This window comes from Streptomyces sp. E2N166 (genome assembly GCF_003671715.1).
Classification (GTDB): domain Bacteria; phylum Actinomycetota; class Actinomycetes; order Streptomycetales; family Streptomycetaceae; genus Streptomyces; species Streptomyces thinghirensis.
Map to the genome: position 1 here is coordinate 1,295,151 of NZ_RAIF01000012.1, position 13,574 is coordinate 1,308,724.

At 70.3% G+C, this 13,574-nt stretch carries 15 protein-coding genes and 1 pseudogene; 5 read left to right on the forward strand and 11 right to left on the reverse strand.

Going from position 1 to position 13,574, the window contains the following annotated elements; all coding sequences use genetic code 11:
• On the forward strand, positions 1-266 hold a 266-nt coding region (locus EBH09_RS13680), incomplete at its 5' end, for a type II toxin-antitoxin system PemK/MazF family toxin (protein ID WP_193776278.1).
• A 4-nt stretch (positions 267-270) separates the two neighbouring features.
• Here the strand turns inward: EBH09_RS13680 and EBH09_RS13685 are convergent.
• The 7 genes from EBH09_RS13685 to clpS all read right to left on the reverse strand — a co-directional run bounded on the left by EBH09_RS13685 (position 271) and on the right by clpS (position 5,168).
• The gene (locus EBH09_RS13685; RefSeq protein WP_121747212.1) at positions 271-1,221 is read right to left on the reverse strand and encodes a cysteine synthase; all 951 of its coding nucleotides are present in this window, start codon (positions 1,219-1,221) and stop codon (positions 271-273) included.
• A 6-nt stretch (positions 1,222-1,227) separates the two neighbouring features.
• On the reverse strand, positions 1,228-1,515 hold the full coding sequence (locus tag EBH09_RS13690; RefSeq protein WP_121747213.1) for a MoaD/ThiS family protein: 288 nt from the start codon (positions 1,513-1,515) through the stop codon (positions 1,228-1,230).
• Between the two features lie 100 nt (positions 1,516-1,615).
• Positions 1,616-1,711, reverse strand: coding sequence for a putative leader peptide (locus tag EBH09_RS39950; RefSeq protein ID WP_310873142.1), 96 nt, complete (start codon positions 1,709-1,711; stop codon positions 1,616-1,618).
• A gap of 111 nt (positions 1,712-1,822) precedes the next feature.
• Positions 1,823-2,245 (reverse strand): M67 family metallopeptidase, encoded by a 423-nt coding sequence (locus EBH09_RS13700; protein ID WP_063482172.1) that lies wholly within the window; start codon positions 2,243-2,245, stop codon positions 1,823-1,825.
• Positions 2,246-2,431: 186 nt separating this feature from the next.
• Complete coding sequence (locus tag EBH09_RS13705; protein WP_121747215.1) at positions 2,432-3,859, reverse strand: amino acid permease; 1,428 nt, start codon at positions 3,857-3,859, stop codon at positions 2,432-2,434.
• Between the two features lie 341 nt (positions 3,860-4,200).
• Positions 4,201-4,809: a DUF2017 domain-containing protein gene (locus EBH09_RS13710; protein ID WP_121747216.1), complete on the reverse strand. Its 609-nt coding sequence runs from the start codon at positions 4,807-4,809 to the stop codon at positions 4,201-4,203.
• Positions 4,810-4,850: 41 nt separating this feature from the next.
• Positions 4,851-5,168, reverse strand: a complete 318-nt coding sequence (gene clpS, locus EBH09_RS13715) for an ATP-dependent Clp protease adapter ClpS (protein WP_121747217.1) — start codon at positions 5,166-5,168, stop codon at positions 4,851-4,853.
• Positions 5,169-5,266: 98 nt separating this feature from the next.
• Between clpS and EBH09_RS13720 the strand changes: the two genes are divergently transcribed.
• On the forward strand, positions 5,267-6,613 hold the full coding sequence (locus tag EBH09_RS13720) for a nicotinate phosphoribosyltransferase (RefSeq protein WP_121747218.1): 1,347 nt from the start codon (positions 5,267-5,269) through the stop codon (positions 6,611-6,613).
• 49 nt (positions 6,614-6,662) lie between these two features.
• A complete protein-coding gene (locus tag EBH09_RS13725; protein ID WP_121747219.1) occupies positions 6,663-7,250 on the forward strand; it encodes a nicotinamidase in 588 nt (195 codons plus the stop codon).
• A gap of 13 nt (positions 7,251-7,263) precedes the next feature.
• On the opposite strand, the gene EBH09_RS13730 is transcribed toward EBH09_RS13725, so the two are convergent.
• A complete protein-coding gene (locus EBH09_RS13730; protein WP_121747220.1) occupies positions 7,264-7,605 on the reverse strand; it encodes a hypothetical protein in 342 nt (113 codons plus the stop codon).
• 146 nt (positions 7,606-7,751) lie between these two features.
• Complete coding sequence (locus tag EBH09_RS13735) at positions 7,752-10,103, reverse strand: immune inhibitor A domain-containing protein (protein WP_121747221.1); 2,352 nt, start codon at positions 10,101-10,103, stop codon at positions 7,752-7,754.
• Between the two features lie 439 nt (positions 10,104-10,542).
• Between EBH09_RS13735 and EBH09_RS13740 the strand changes: the two genes are divergently transcribed.
• Positions 10,543-10,827: a hypothetical protein gene (locus EBH09_RS13740; protein ID WP_193776279.1), complete on the forward strand. Its 285-nt coding sequence runs from the start codon at positions 10,543-10,545 to the stop codon at positions 10,825-10,827.
• Positions 10,828-10,854: 27 nt separating this feature from the next.
• On the opposite strand, the gene EBH09_RS37825 is transcribed toward EBH09_RS13740, so the two are convergent.
• Positions 10,855-11,640 (reverse strand): RDD family protein, encoded by a 786-nt coding sequence (locus tag EBH09_RS37825; protein ID WP_193776280.1) that lies wholly within the window; start codon positions 11,638-11,640, stop codon positions 10,855-10,857.
• A 430-nt stretch (positions 11,641-12,070) separates the two neighbouring features.
• Here EBH09_RS37825 and EBH09_RS38885 point away from each other — a divergent pair.
• Positions 12,071-12,271 (forward strand): annotated as a pseudogene (locus tag EBH09_RS38885) (phosphatase); the annotation flags it as partial.
• 105 nt (positions 12,272-12,376) lie between these two features.
• On the opposite strand, the gene EBH09_RS13750 reads toward EBH09_RS38885, so the two are convergent.
• On the reverse strand, positions 12,377-13,574 hold a 1,198-nt coding region (locus EBH09_RS13750), incomplete at its 5' end, for an RDD family protein (protein WP_238697292.1).

The following is a 13,574-nucleotide window of genomic DNA, read 5'->3' on the forward strand; positions in this document are numbered from 1 at the left end:
AGGACTCCGGCGGCACGAAGGACCGGCCGTGTCTGGTGGTCCGGGTGCGCGGGCGGCGGGTGCTGGTGGCGAAGATCACCAGTCGGCACCGGGCGGGACGGACCGGGGTGATCACGTTGCCGCCGGGCTCGGTCGGGGACGCGCGGGGGCGGACGAGCTTCCTGGAGACCGACGAGTTGCGGGAGGTGCCCGTGCGGGACTTCCGGCGGCGGGTGGGTGTGGTGGACCCGGCCCTGTGGGACCAGGTCCGTCACCTCGCCGAGTGAGTGGTCACGCCCAGAGCTGGCCCTGGAGGGTGTCGATGGCCTCCTCGGTGGTGGCCGCCGTGTAGACGCCGGTGGAGAGGTACTTCCAGCCGCCGTCGGCGACGACGAACACGATGTCCGCGCTCTCACCGGCCTTCACCGCCTTGTTCCCGACGCCGATCGCGGCGTGCAGGGCGGCGCCGGTGGAGACGCCCGCGAAGATGCCCTCCTGCTGGAGGAGCTCACGGGTGCGGGTGACCGCGTCGGCGGAACCCACCGAGAAGCGGGTGGTGAGCACGGAGGCGTCGTACAGCTCGGGTACGAAGCCCTCGTCGAGGTTGCGCAGGCCGTACACCAGGTCGTCGTAGCGCGGTTCGGCGGCGACGATCTTCACGTCGGGCTTGTTCTCGCGCAGGTAGCGGCCGACGCCCATCAGGGTGCCCGTGGTGCCGAGGCCGGCCACGAAGTGGGTGATGGACGGCAGGTCGGCGAGGATCTCCGGGCCGGTGCCGACGTAGTGGGCGCCGGCGTTGTCCGGGTTGCCGTACTGGTAGAGCATCACCCAGTCCGGGTGCTCGGCGGAGAGCTCCTTGGCGACCCGTACAGCGGTGTTGGAGCCGCCCGCGGCCGGGGAGGAGATGATCTCCGCGCCCCACATGGCGAGCAGGTCGCGGCGCTCCCGGGAGGTGTTCTCCGGCATCACGCAGACGATGCGGTAGCCCTTGAGCTTGGCGGCCATGGCCAGCGAGATGCCGGTGTTGCCGCTGGTCGGCTCCAGGATCGTGCAGCCCGGGGTGAGGCGGCCGTCCTTCTCCGCCTGCTCGATCATGTGGAGCGCGGGGCGGTCCTTGATCGAGCCGGTCGGGTTGCGGTCCTCCAGCTTGGCCCAGACGCGGACGTCGTCGGACGGCGAGAGCCGCGGCAGGCGCACCAGAGGGGTGTTGCCCACCGCGGCCAGCGGGGAGTCGTAGCGCATCGCCGATCAGGCCATACCGCCGGCGACGGCCGGCAGGATCGTGATGCTGTCGCCGTCGGCGAGCTTGGTGTTGATGCCGTCCAGGAAGCGGACGTCCTCGTCGTTCAGGTAGACGTTGACGAAGCGGCGCAGCTGGTCGCCGTTCGCCTCGTCGACGAGGCGGGCCCGGATGCCCGCGTGCCTGGTCTCGAGGTCGGTGAAGAGCTCGGCGAGGGTGTCCCCGGTGCCCTCCACCGCCTTCTGGCCGTCGGTGTACTGGCGGAGGATGGTCGGGATGCGGACCTCGATGGCCATGGCTGAGGGCTCCTGTCGGAAGGTGTCGTGGGTTCGGTGAGGCGCGCGGCGGCACGCGGCAGCCCGCCGCGGCGCACGGCCGTACGGCGGCGGCGGAAGATCAACAGATGGCGCTGTTCAGCCTGCACAGGTCGACGTGCAGCCGCGCCACGAGCAGCGTGCCCGGCGCCTTTTCGCTCACGTCGAGAAGAACCATTGGCTCATCGTATCGATTCCCGGTCCGGCATCTGGAGTGTGATCTCACCCTGTGGACGCTCTACGTCCGCGATGCGGTATCGGCGGGTGATCGGTGGGTATCGGTGGGCTCTCAGTACGCCTCCACGACCTTGACCTCCTCCTCGGTCACCTCGCCCTCCAGGATCCGGAACGACCGGAACTGGAAGTCGCCGGCGCCGTCGGTGTCCGCCGTGGAGACCAGGACGTAGTGGGCGCCGGGCTCGTTGGCGTAGGTGATGTCGGTGCGGGAGGGGTAGGCCTCGGTGGCCGTGTGGGAGTGGTAGATGACCACCGGCTCCTCGTCCCGGTCGTCCATCTCCCGGTAGAGCTTGAGCAGGTCCTGGGAGTCGAACTCGTAGAAGGTCGGCGAGCGGGCGGCGTTCAGCATCGGGACGAACCGCTCGGGGCGGCCCTCGCCCACGGGGCCGGCCACCACGCCGCACGCCTCGTCGGGGTGGTCCTCGCGCGCGTGGGCGACGATCTGGTCGTACAGGGCCTGGGTGATGGTCAGCATGCGGCCAGGATAAGCAGAAGGGCCGACCCGTACCGGTGGGTGGTACGGATCGGCCCATATGCCGGACGTCCTGAGCGGTGACCGTGCCGGGCGCCACGAGCACCCGGTGCGGCCGGACGTCCGCGGTGCGCGTGAAAGCGCTGGTCAGCGCCGGTCGCCGGGGCGGCCGGGGCGGCCGGGGCGGCGTCAGCCGATCTTCTCGAACTCCGGCTCGCCGGGCCGCTCGGTGATCTGCGGGTTGCGGCTCTTGAGCACGGCCCAGCCGATGCCGAGGGCGGCGGCCCAGCCGGCCATCACGTACAGGCAGACGCGGGCGTCGGCGTCGTAGGCGATCAGGCAGGTGACGAAGAGCAGGAAGGCGATGGCGATGTAGGAGCACACCGAGCCGCCCGGCGCCGGGAAGGAGGAGGCGGGCAGGCGGCCCGCGACGACCTTGCGGCGGTAGCGGACGTGACTGATCAGGATCATCAGCCAGGTCCAGATGCCGGCGGCGGTGGCGATGGAGGTGACGTAGCCGAAGGCCTTCTCCGGGACGACGTAGTTCAGGACCACGCCGATGCCCATGAAGACCACCGAGACGCCGATGCCGATGGCCGGGGTCTTGGTCGACGACAGCCGGCTGAAGACCCCGGGGGCCTCGCCGTTGTCCGCGAGGGTGCGCAGCATGCGGCCCGTGGAGTACATGCCGGAGTTGCAGGACGACAGGGCGGCGGTGAGCACGACGAAGTTGACGATGCCGGCGCCGGCGGGGATGCCGATGACGGTGAAGGCCTCCACGAAGGGGCTGACGCCCTCGGCGAATTCCGTCCACTTCACCACGGCCAGGATGACGGTGAGGGCGCCGACGTAGAAGAGGGCGATGCGCCAGGGCAGGGTGTTGATCGCCTTGGGAAGGGTCTTCTCCGGGTTCTCCGACTCGCCGGCGGTGACGCCGACCAGCTCGACGGCGAGGTAGGCGAACATGACGCCCTGGAGGGTCATCAGGGACGAGCCGATGCCCTTGGGGAAGAAGCCGTCGAAGGCCCACAGGTTGGAGACGGCGGCGGTGTCGCCGGCCTGGCTGAAGCCGAGGGTGAGCACGCCGACGCCGATCACGATCATGCCGATGATGGCGGTGACCTTGACCATCGAGAACCAGAACTCGATCTCGCCGAACAGCTTCACCGAGATCAGGTTGGCCACGAACAGCAGGACCAGGAAGACCAGGGCCGACACCCACTGCGGGATGTCCGGGAACCAGTAGTGGATGTAGATGGCGGCGGCGGTGAGTTCCGCCATGCCGGTGACCACCCACATCAGCCAGTACGTCCAGCCGGTGAAGTAGCCGAAGAAGGGGCCGAGGAACTCGCGCGAGTACTCGGCGAAGGAGCCGGAGACCGGTCGGTAGAGCAGGAGTTCGCCGAGCGCCCGCATGATGAAGAAGATGATCACGCCCGCGAGGGCGTACATGAGGATGATGCTGGGGCCGGCCTTGGCGATGTTGGCCCCGGCGCCCAGGAAGAGACCGACGCCGATGGCGCCGCCGATCGCGATCATCTGGACCTGGCGGCTGTTGAGCCCGCGCTCGTAGCCCTCTTCGGGAGCCTTGTCCGTGTCGACCTGCGCAGAGGTCATGTGTGGTGCGCCTTTCTCCATGCCGACCCGGGCCTCGACTCGGCCTCGGATCGGGTCTCGATCCCCCCGGATGATGGAGTTGAGCGGGCCTCACGTCCCGCTCGGTGCCTGGCCGGCGATCCGCCGGCTCGGTGGCGCACCCGGCCGAACATTCGGGTGGTGTTCGCCGGGCGGTCGTGAAGATTTACCACGACCGGGAGGTCGACCACAGGAGAGTCATGTGACGCACAGCACAGACATATAAGGACAGAAGGCGCCCGAGACGGGCGAAGAGGGGCAATCCTTTGACGAGATCATTACCCGGATTTGAGGTACCGCTGAGCGGACACTTTTCCCGGCAATCAGGGCATAAGGGTCGCGACGAGCGACTCCTGGAGTCCGCCGAGCCACAGGTACGCCATCACCATCGGCTTGCGCGGGTCCTCGTCCGGGAGCCGGTAGAGCAGGTCGGTGTCGTCCTCGTCGGTGATCTCCAGGCGGGAACCGATCGCCAGGCGCAGGTCGTTCAGGGCGCGCAGCCACTCCTGGGACTCCTGGGGCGACAGCTTCAGCACCGCCCCCTCCTCACCCGCGGACGCCGAGGCGAGGGTGTCCAGGGTGCGGATGACCGCGAGCGCGTTGTCGCGCTTGCCCGCGCGCAGGTCGTTCTCGGTGTAGCGGCGGAACTCGGCGGAGTACGCCCGCTGCTCCTCGGCCTCCTTGGCCTGCGGCGCACCCTCGGGGTCGCCGTAGGCGTCCGGGAACAGGCGTCGCAGCACGGGGTCGGAGGGCGGCTCGCTCGGGCCGTCGGCGAAGAGCTCGGCGAGCGGGTCGTCGGAGGCGTCCTCGGCGGGTCCGGGACCGATCAGCTCCAGGAGCTGCACGGCCAGGGACCGGATGATGGAGATCTCGACGTCGTCGAGGGCGACGGCCGCGCCGCCGCCGGGGAGCGGTTCGAACTGTCCTGGCATGGAGGCGATTCAGCTACTTCCGTCCTGTGGGCGGGCGTGGGTCATTTCCGGTCCTGCTGGAGGGTGGCCCACAGACCGTAGCCGTGCATGGCCTGGACGTCCCGTTCCATCTCCTCGCGCGAGCCGGTGGAGACGACCGCGCGGCCCTTGTGGTGGACGTCCATCATGAGCTTGGTGGCCTTTTCCCTGGAGTAGCCGAAGTACGACTGGAAGACGTACGTCACGTAGCTCATGAGGTTGACGGGATCGTTGTGAACGATCGTCAGCCAGGGCACGTCGGGCTCGGGTACGGCGAAGACCTCCTCCGCCGATTCGGTCTTCTCGATCTCCATGGGTGCGGCTGCCGTCACATGGCCCATGCTGCCACCACAGGGGGGCACTCGCACAAACGGGCCTGTGGGCCATGCCGCGGAGCCCTAAATCGTCAGACTGACGAAATGGGGGTAGCATCCTCGTCATGAACACAGCGGACCTAGGGCTGCCGGTGGACGTTCCCTCGACGGCGCTCTTCACGGACCAGTACGAGCTGACCATGCTCCGGGCCGCCCTGAAGGCGGGCACGGCCGGGCGGCGGAGCGTGTTCGAGGTCTTCACGCGCCGACTGCCGGACGGGCGCCGCTACGGCGTCGTCGCGGGCACCGGACGGGTGCTGGACGCGGTGGAGAACTTCCGCTTCGACGCGGACGTCCTGCGCTTCCTGCGCGAGAAGGACATCGTCGACGGGGAGACCCTCGACTGGCTCGCCGAATACCGCTTCGGCGGCGACATCTGGGGCTACCCCGAGGGCGAGGTGTACTTCCCTGGTTCGCCGATCATGCGGGTCGAGGGGACCTTCGGGGAGTGCGTGCTGCTGGAGACGGTGATCCTCTCCATCCTCAACCACGACTCGGCGATCGCCGCCGCCGCCTCCCGGATGGCCTCCGCCGCCGGGGAGCGTCCGCTGATCGAGATGGGCGCCCGCCGCACCCACGAGCTGGCCGCCGTCGCCGCCGCCCGCTCCGCCTACGTCGGCGGCTTCACGACCACCTCCGACCTGGCCGCCGGCTTCCGCTACAACATCCCCACCGTCGGCACCTCCGCCCACGCCTTCACCCTGCTGCACGACAACGAGCGGGACGCCTTCCGGGCCCAGGTGGACGCGCTCGGCCGGGACACCACGCTCCTCGTGGACACCTACGACGTCGCGGAGGCCGTCCGTACGGCCGTGGAGATCGCCGGGCCGGAGCTGGGCGCCGTGCGCATCGACTCCGGCGACCTGCTGCTGGTCGCCCACCGGGTGCGGCAGCAGCTGGACGAGCTGGGCGCCACGGAGACGAAGATCGTCGTGACCTCGGACCTGGACGAGTACGCCATCGCCTCGCTGGCGGCGGCGCCCGTGGACGCGTACGGCGTCGGCACCCAGCTGGTGACCGGGTCCGGGCACCCGACGGCCTCGATGGTCTACAAGCTGGTCGCCCGCGCCGAGTCCGGTGAGGACGGGGCGCCCCTGGTGCCGGTGGCGAAGAAGTCCAGCGGGGGCAAGACATCGATCGGCGGACGCAAGTGGGCGGCCCGGCGGCTGGACGGCTACGGCTACGCCGAGGCCGAGGTGGTCGGCACCGGGCCGGTGCCCGAGGACCTCGCCGACCGGCAGCTCCTGGTCGAGCTGGTCAAGGGCGGCGCGGTCGTCGCCCGCGAGCCGCTGGACGCCGCCCGGGACCGCCACGCGGCCGCCCGCGCCAACCTCCCGCTGTCCGCGACCCAGCTGTCCCGAGGGGAACCCGTCATTCCGACGGAGTACGCGCACGGGGGCTCGGGTAGCTAAAGCTGGTGCCCCTCAACCTCACATCCGATCCAGTCGAAGGACACCGACCATGCGCCGCGCCCTGATCGTCGTAGACGTGCAGAACGACTTCTGCGAGGGGGGCAGCCTCGCGGTGTCCGGCGGTGCGGACGTGGCCGCCGCCATCACCGAGCTGATCGGGCAGGCGCCCGCCGGCTACCGCCACGTCGTGGCCACCCGCGACCACCACGTCGCACCGGGCGGCCACTTCGCCGACAACCCCGACTACGTCCACTCCTGGCCCGCGCACTGCGTCGCCGGCACGGAGGGCGTCGGCTTCCATCCGAACTTCGCCCCCGCCGTCGCGTCCGGCGCGATAGACGCCGTCTTCGACAAGGGTGCCTACGCGGCGGCCTACAGCGGCTTCGAGGGCGCCGACGAGAACGGCACGGCCCTCGCCGACTGGCTGCGGGCCCGGGACATCGACGAGGTCGACGTCGTGGGCATCGCCACCGACCACTGCGTACGGGCCACCGCCCTGGACGCCGCGCGCGAGGGCTTCCGTACGCAGGTGCTGCTCGACCTGACCGCCGGGGTGGCCGCGGAGACCACCGACCGGGCGCTGGAGGAGTTGCGGGAGGCGGGCGTGGAGCTGTCCGGGAAGCCGGTCGTTCAGTAGCGCCGGGAGCCGGTCACGTCTGTGCCGTCGGGCGTCTGAGCAGCGCGCGGATCGGATGCCACAGCTCCTGGACGAGGTCCGGGCCGCCCACGGCTCCGGCCACCGGCGCCGTGCGCCATATGAGGCCGTCCGGGTGGTGCAGGACCGCCGTGATCTCGTCCGGGGTCGGCGGGGCGGCGTTGCCCCGCAGGTAGACCGCGCGCAGTCCCAGGTTGCGCAGCCTGGTCAGGGCGCGCGCCCGGTTCTGGGCGTGGACGAGAAAGCGCACGCTGCCCTCCGGAGCGGCGGGGCTGGGCAGGTTCAGTGCCACCACCACCGTGCCGTTCGGCAGCTTGCAGAAGCCTCCTGCGGCCATGCGGTCATACCCCCGAGTCAGCCTGTGTCGGTCCGGGCATCGGACCCGGTGTCAATAAGAGAACCACAGGACGCACCTAAACACGGATCGGCGGCGACCCGCCAGGGGGTCACCGCCGATCATGCTCTGACCTGGGCAGATGCTAATTACCTGCCCGCAGGGCCGACCTCGAGCTCGATGGTCGAGCCGTTCTTGGCCTCCTTGAGGATCTTGATCTTCGTGTTGGTGTCAGTGATCTTGACGCCGCCGGTCGGGTTCGACTCGTCGTAGTAGTCGCTCTTGCGGTCGTTGAAGACCGAAACGCCCTTGGAGCCGGGGATGTACTTCGCGACGTCCGACTTGTGCAGCGTCATGCCGTCCGTGCGGTAGCGGCTGAACGGCGAGTCGTACGCCTGGACGCGGTTGCGCATCAGGGTGCCGTCCTTCCACTTCAGTGCGGTCGGGTGGGCGTCGATCGGCAGGACCAGGCCGGTACCCGGGTGCTGACTGGTGTTGTTGTCCGCCTGGGAGGTGTCCCACTTCCAGATCAGCAGGCCGTTCTGGTACGCGTAGTGCTCCACCCAGTTCGGGCGGTCGGTGAAACCGAAGTTGTACGGACCGGTCTTCAGCGTCTTGTCGTACGACACGTACTGCCGGTTCTCCGCGATGTAGTACTGCGCGTAGTCGTTGGTGAAGGACGCGCCGACACGGGTGAAGCCGTCGGCCGTCCAGGCGGCGTCCGCGGTCTCGGCGTCGTCGGTGAAGAGCGTCTCGCCGTCGGCCCACACCGCGATCCCGTCGGCCGTGAAGCCCTTCTGGGCCACCCCGCCGTCGGTCTGGTAGCGGAAGCGCAGGTCGATCTTCTTGCCCGCGTAGGCGTCGAGGGAGTACGCGAACTTCGTGTAGTCGTCGATCGTGCCGTGCAGGGCGGGCTTGTCGGCGGCGTCGCGCGGGATCGGGTACCCGTCCACCACGCCGTCGATCGCGGTCCAGTTGGCGCCGCCGTCGGTCGAGACCTCGGTGTAGAGGTAGTCGTAGTTGGCCTCGATGTCGTACCAGCCGTCGAAGGTCAGCTCGGCGGTGGCCTTGCCGGTGAGGTCGACCGAACGGGTCAGCGTGTTCTTGAGGTTGTCACCGCTGCCGCTCCACCACTGGGTCTCGCCCTCGGCGGGGACGACGATCTCGGTGGTGACCGCCTTCTCCGGCAGCTCGACGACCAGCGCCTGCTTGTGCTTGGTGTTGTACTCGGCGACGCCCAGCTTGTGCCAGGAATTCACGCCCGCCTTGGCGGTGTCGTAGTTGAGCCAGCCGAGCTGGAGCTTGTCCCAGGCGGTCATGTCGCCGGGCAGGTCGCCGATCTCCTTGCGGCCGGTGCCGAGCCAGGAGCCGGACGACATCAGCGTCCAGAAGCCGGTGGAGTTCTCGCCGCCGGCGGTGTCGTAGTGGTCCGGCAGACCGAGGTCGTGGCCGTACTCGTGGGCGTAGACGCCGAGTCCGCCGTTCTCCGGCTGGACGGTGTAGTCGCCGACCCAGATGCCGGTGGAGCCGATCTGCGCGCCGCCGAGCCGGTTCTGGTCGGGGCCGGTGGCGCCGGCGTCGGTGCCGAAGGCGTACCAGCGGTGGGCCCAGATGGCGTCGGTGCCCTGGGCGCCGCCGCCCGCGGACTCGTCCTCGCCGGCGTGCACGATCTGGAAGTGGTCGATGTAGCCGTCGGGCTCGTTGAAGTCGCCGTCGCCGTCGAAGTCGTAGCGGTCCCACTCGTCGAACCGGGCGACGTCCGCCTTGACCTGGGCGTCGGTGCGACCGGCCGCCTTCTGCTGCTCGACCCAGGCGGTCAGGCCGTCGCTGACGACGTTCCAGACGCTCGGGCAGTTGGTGTCGCCGCAGGCGTTGTTGCCGTAGCGGGCCTCGTTGTAGGGGACCTTGACCCAGTCGGAGACCTCGCCCTCGACCGAGTAGCGGCCGGAGGACTGCTTCTCGTAGTAGGTCTTGACCGAGTTGACGCCCTTGCCGGAACCGAAGTACAGGTCCTGGAAGTGCTCCTGGTCGTAGTCGGCCTTCCAGGCCGTGGAGTTGTCGGTCTTGCGGTTCGGCTTGGCTATCTGGTTGTGCAGCGGGCCGGCGTCGCCGCCGTACCGGCTGTCGACCTTGTCGCCGAACTCGACCAGGATGGTGAAGATCTTGTCGGTCTTCTCCCGGCCCAGCTCCACGTACTTGGCGTCGCCCTTCTTGCTCTTGAGCTGGACGACGTTGGAGCCGTTCTTCTTCTTCACCGAGGCCTTGCCGGATATGACCTGCTTCAGGGCCTCCTCGCGCTGGGCCTCCTGAGTTTCGCTCATCGGGCCCTTGAGGTCATGGGAGTCCATGCCCTTCGCGGGGTGCGGGTCGTGGCGGTCCACGGCTTCCGGCCGGGCCGGCGAGTCCGCCTGTGCCACGCCGGCCGCGGAGAGCGTGGCGGTGGCTGCGGCTAGTGCGACGGTGGTCGCCGCCGTTCTGAACTTCCAGGATCTGCTGGTCACTTGAGTTCCTCCCCCGCGTCCACGCGCGCGGATGGGGGGACAAGGACATGGCAGAGTCCGCGCACACGTGTTCAACGCGTGTAGTCAAGTGACGACATTTGACTAGAGGTTCACCGGAAAAGACAGACCTTGACTTGAGCAGAACAAGTGCACTATGCGGAGCCGAGGTTCGCTTTGCGGACACCGAATCGTGACCCTCGTGGCCGTCGGGGGGCGCCGCGGCGCCCCCCGACGGGCGCGCGGGACCGTCCACTTCCCGGACGTCATGAATCCGTGCGCCCCCCGTGCATCGGTCCTCTCGGTTAGGTCATGCTTACTGCTGGTTCCACTCGGGCACACAGCGGGTTAGAGTCGCTTGGCGGAACGCCCGGAAGCCGGCGGAAAGCCAGGCCGACAGCACGTCTCACCCCCAGATTGTCTTCACGAGGACACGATGGCCATGCCCCGTCCGACTGCCGCACAGTTCGCCTACGGTTCGTGCACCGTGATCTTCTCGACGCTCGCCATGCTGCTGCTGTCACAGACGAGTTCGGGCCCCGGAATCACCGTCGTCGTCGTCGCGGCGCTCGCTCTCGGGCTGCTGGTCGCCATGACGGCCCCCCTGCCCAGGACGCGCACGGTGACCGCCGTGCCGGCCCGCAGGCCGGCCGCGGCCCAGGAGCCGGTGCCGGCGGCCCGGGTCTCCGCGGGAGCGCGCGAACCGGCCCGCGGCCGCGCCGCCTGACACTCGCCTTCCAGGGTCTCGGCGGTCTCAGCGGGCGCTGACCACCACCGTCTTGGCCGCCTTGTCGTGCAGGCCCTGCTTGTAGGGCCGGTCGAAGAAGCTCCAGCCGCCCGCGATGACCGTCCAGACACACGCGCAGCAGAAGGCGAACGGGATCCACAGCACCAGGGCGCGGACCAGCGACGTCTGCACGGAGGGCGTGGCGCCGTTGTCCAGGTTGGCCACGCGCAGGCCGAGCCACTTCTTGCCCAGGGTCTGGCCCGTCCTGGTGGTCATGTAGGTGTCGTAGGCGATGTAGAGCACGGCGGCGATCAGCGACTGCCCGAACGACTTGCCGATCTCGACCTCGTCGCCGTCCACTTGGTACTCCTGGACGTTGAAGGCCCAGCTGAGCAGCCAGACCACGATGCCCACGAGGATCATGTCGATGATCCTCGCGAGCGTGCGCCGTCCGCTGTCGGCGAGCGGCGGCATGCCGGCGAGCGGATCGGATCCGCCGCCGTACGGATCACCGCCGTAGGGCCCCCCGCCGGGAGGCGGGGCACCATAGGGCCCGCCGCCACCGGGAGGCGGGGCACCGTAGGGTCCACCTCCACCGGGAGGCGGGGCACCATAGGGTCCACCTCCACCGGGAGGCGGGGCACCGTGGGAGCCTCCGCCACTGGGAGGCGGGGGCGGGTTGTTGTACGGCGAGCCCGTGCCGCCCTCGCCGGGGCCGGGTTCCGGACCCGGCCCGGGGGACGAGGGACGCTTCCTGAACGGGTCGTCTTCCGGCGGCTGCCCGCCGGAGCCGGGGGGCGGTTCACTGCTCATGGCCCGAGTCGACCGCGAACCCCCCGGCGGCGCATCCGGCGAGCCGCCGTCCGGAGTACGGGTGCCTTCGGCGGCGGGGCCGGGACGGCCTGCGGGCCACCGTTCGCCGGGTGCCCGCGGCGGCGGCGCGGGCCGCGGGGTGCGCAGCGCCATGGGGGCGCGGACGCGGTCACGCGGTCACGCGGTCACGCGGTCACGCGGTCACGCGCGGCTTGGGCGGCGTACGCCACGCGGTCAAGGTGGCCCCCAACCACCCCTGGCCTTCTCCGAGTACGTACCCATCACGACCGCTGTGACGCTCCGTAAAGCACCCCCAGTCGACCGCAACAAGGCGTCCCCTGGGGAAGTTTCAAGCCAATTTCGTATTTCCGCAAGAGGTCGGGAGGGAGGTCGCTCGAACCTCACGGACACCAGGAATACCAGCAGGACAATGCTGGACATCTCCTTACGAGTGCGTGTACATGTGGAGACACTGCTAGCGGCGCAGAATGACATGGGGGTTTGCGATGCTTTTGAGCAGTAAGCGCCGGTCGGAAGGCCGGACGCCATGAACGCCCCGCACCCCGCGAAAGTGGCCGGAATCGATTCAACAGTTCCGTCCCCCGCACACACTGTCGCGCCCGCGACCCCGGGCGCCTCCCCGGCCACCGCGCCGAACGCCACGGACGCCGCGGAGGTCACGGCCGCGCCGCCGGCCCAGGACGGTAGGTCCCGGCCGAAGATGTCGGGGTTCGGGTCAGCCTGCTACGAACGTGCGGGCTGCCTTGTCGTGCCAGCACTGGTGCCACGGGCGGTCGAACAGGCACCACGCGACGCCGACCACGCCCACGACCAACAGGCCGGGGACGCTGTACACCAGCCAGCGGCGCAGGGCCGCGCCGAAGGACGGGGGCTCGTGGGCCTCGATGTCCCGTACCTCCAGGCCGAGCAGCTTCTTGCCCAGGGTGCGGCCCCACTTCGCGGTGGGCAGCGCCTCGTAGACGACGCCGAAGAGCAGCAGGACGGCCAGGACGATGCCCAGGTACATGGCGGTCGTGCCGTCGAGCAGCCACACCGTGACCGTCTCGCCGGAGAGCTTGGCCTCGTCGATCTTGCCGTTGACGTGGTCGACCGCCTTCGTGCCGAGGGGCACGGCGGCCACGCCCGTGACGCCCGCCAGAACCACGGTGTCGATCAGCCGGGCGGCCAGCCGCTTGCCGAGCCCGGCGGGGCGGGCCTCCGCCTGGCGCCGGGCGGCGGCCTGGAACACGTCCTCGACCGGAGGCTTCCAGGGCGCGACGGACTGCTCGTCCCCGCCGGCGCCGGCGAGTCGGTGCACCTGCTGTGCCCACGAGGACTGACCGCCGCCGGGGCCGGCCGCGAGCGGGGCCGAGGCGGCGGGCTGCTGCGGCGAAGCGCCAGGCTGCGGGGCGCCAGGCTGTGAGGCGGCAGGCTGTGAGGCGCCAGGCTGTGAGGCGGCTGCCTGGTGGGGGACGGACGGGCCGGTGGGGCCGCCCGTCTGCTGAGGGCCGGAAGGGGCCGCGGGAGCGGGGGGCTGCGCTGCCGCCGCTCGGGCGGCCGCGGCCTTCCCGGCGTTGAAGCCGGGGCCGCCCGAGGCCGCGCGCGGGGAGACCGCGCGGAAGGTCATGGTGCCCTCGTCGGTGGCGGCGCCGCCGTCCGAGGCGCCCGGGGGCTGGGCGCCCTGGGACCCGGCCGCCGGCCGCCGGAAGACGAACGTGTTGCCCGACCCGGCCTCCGCCTCGCCGGACGGGGCCCCCGCCGAGGCGTCCGACCTCCTGGAACGGGAGTCGTCGCCCTGCGCGGACCGGGCGTCGGCGGACCGGCCGCCGCCCGCGGCACCCGCGGACACCGAGCCGCCACCGGCGTCCCCGGCCGGGGCACCACTCACCGCCCCCGCACCGGCACCGGCGGGTCCGCCGGAAGCACGCCCGGGG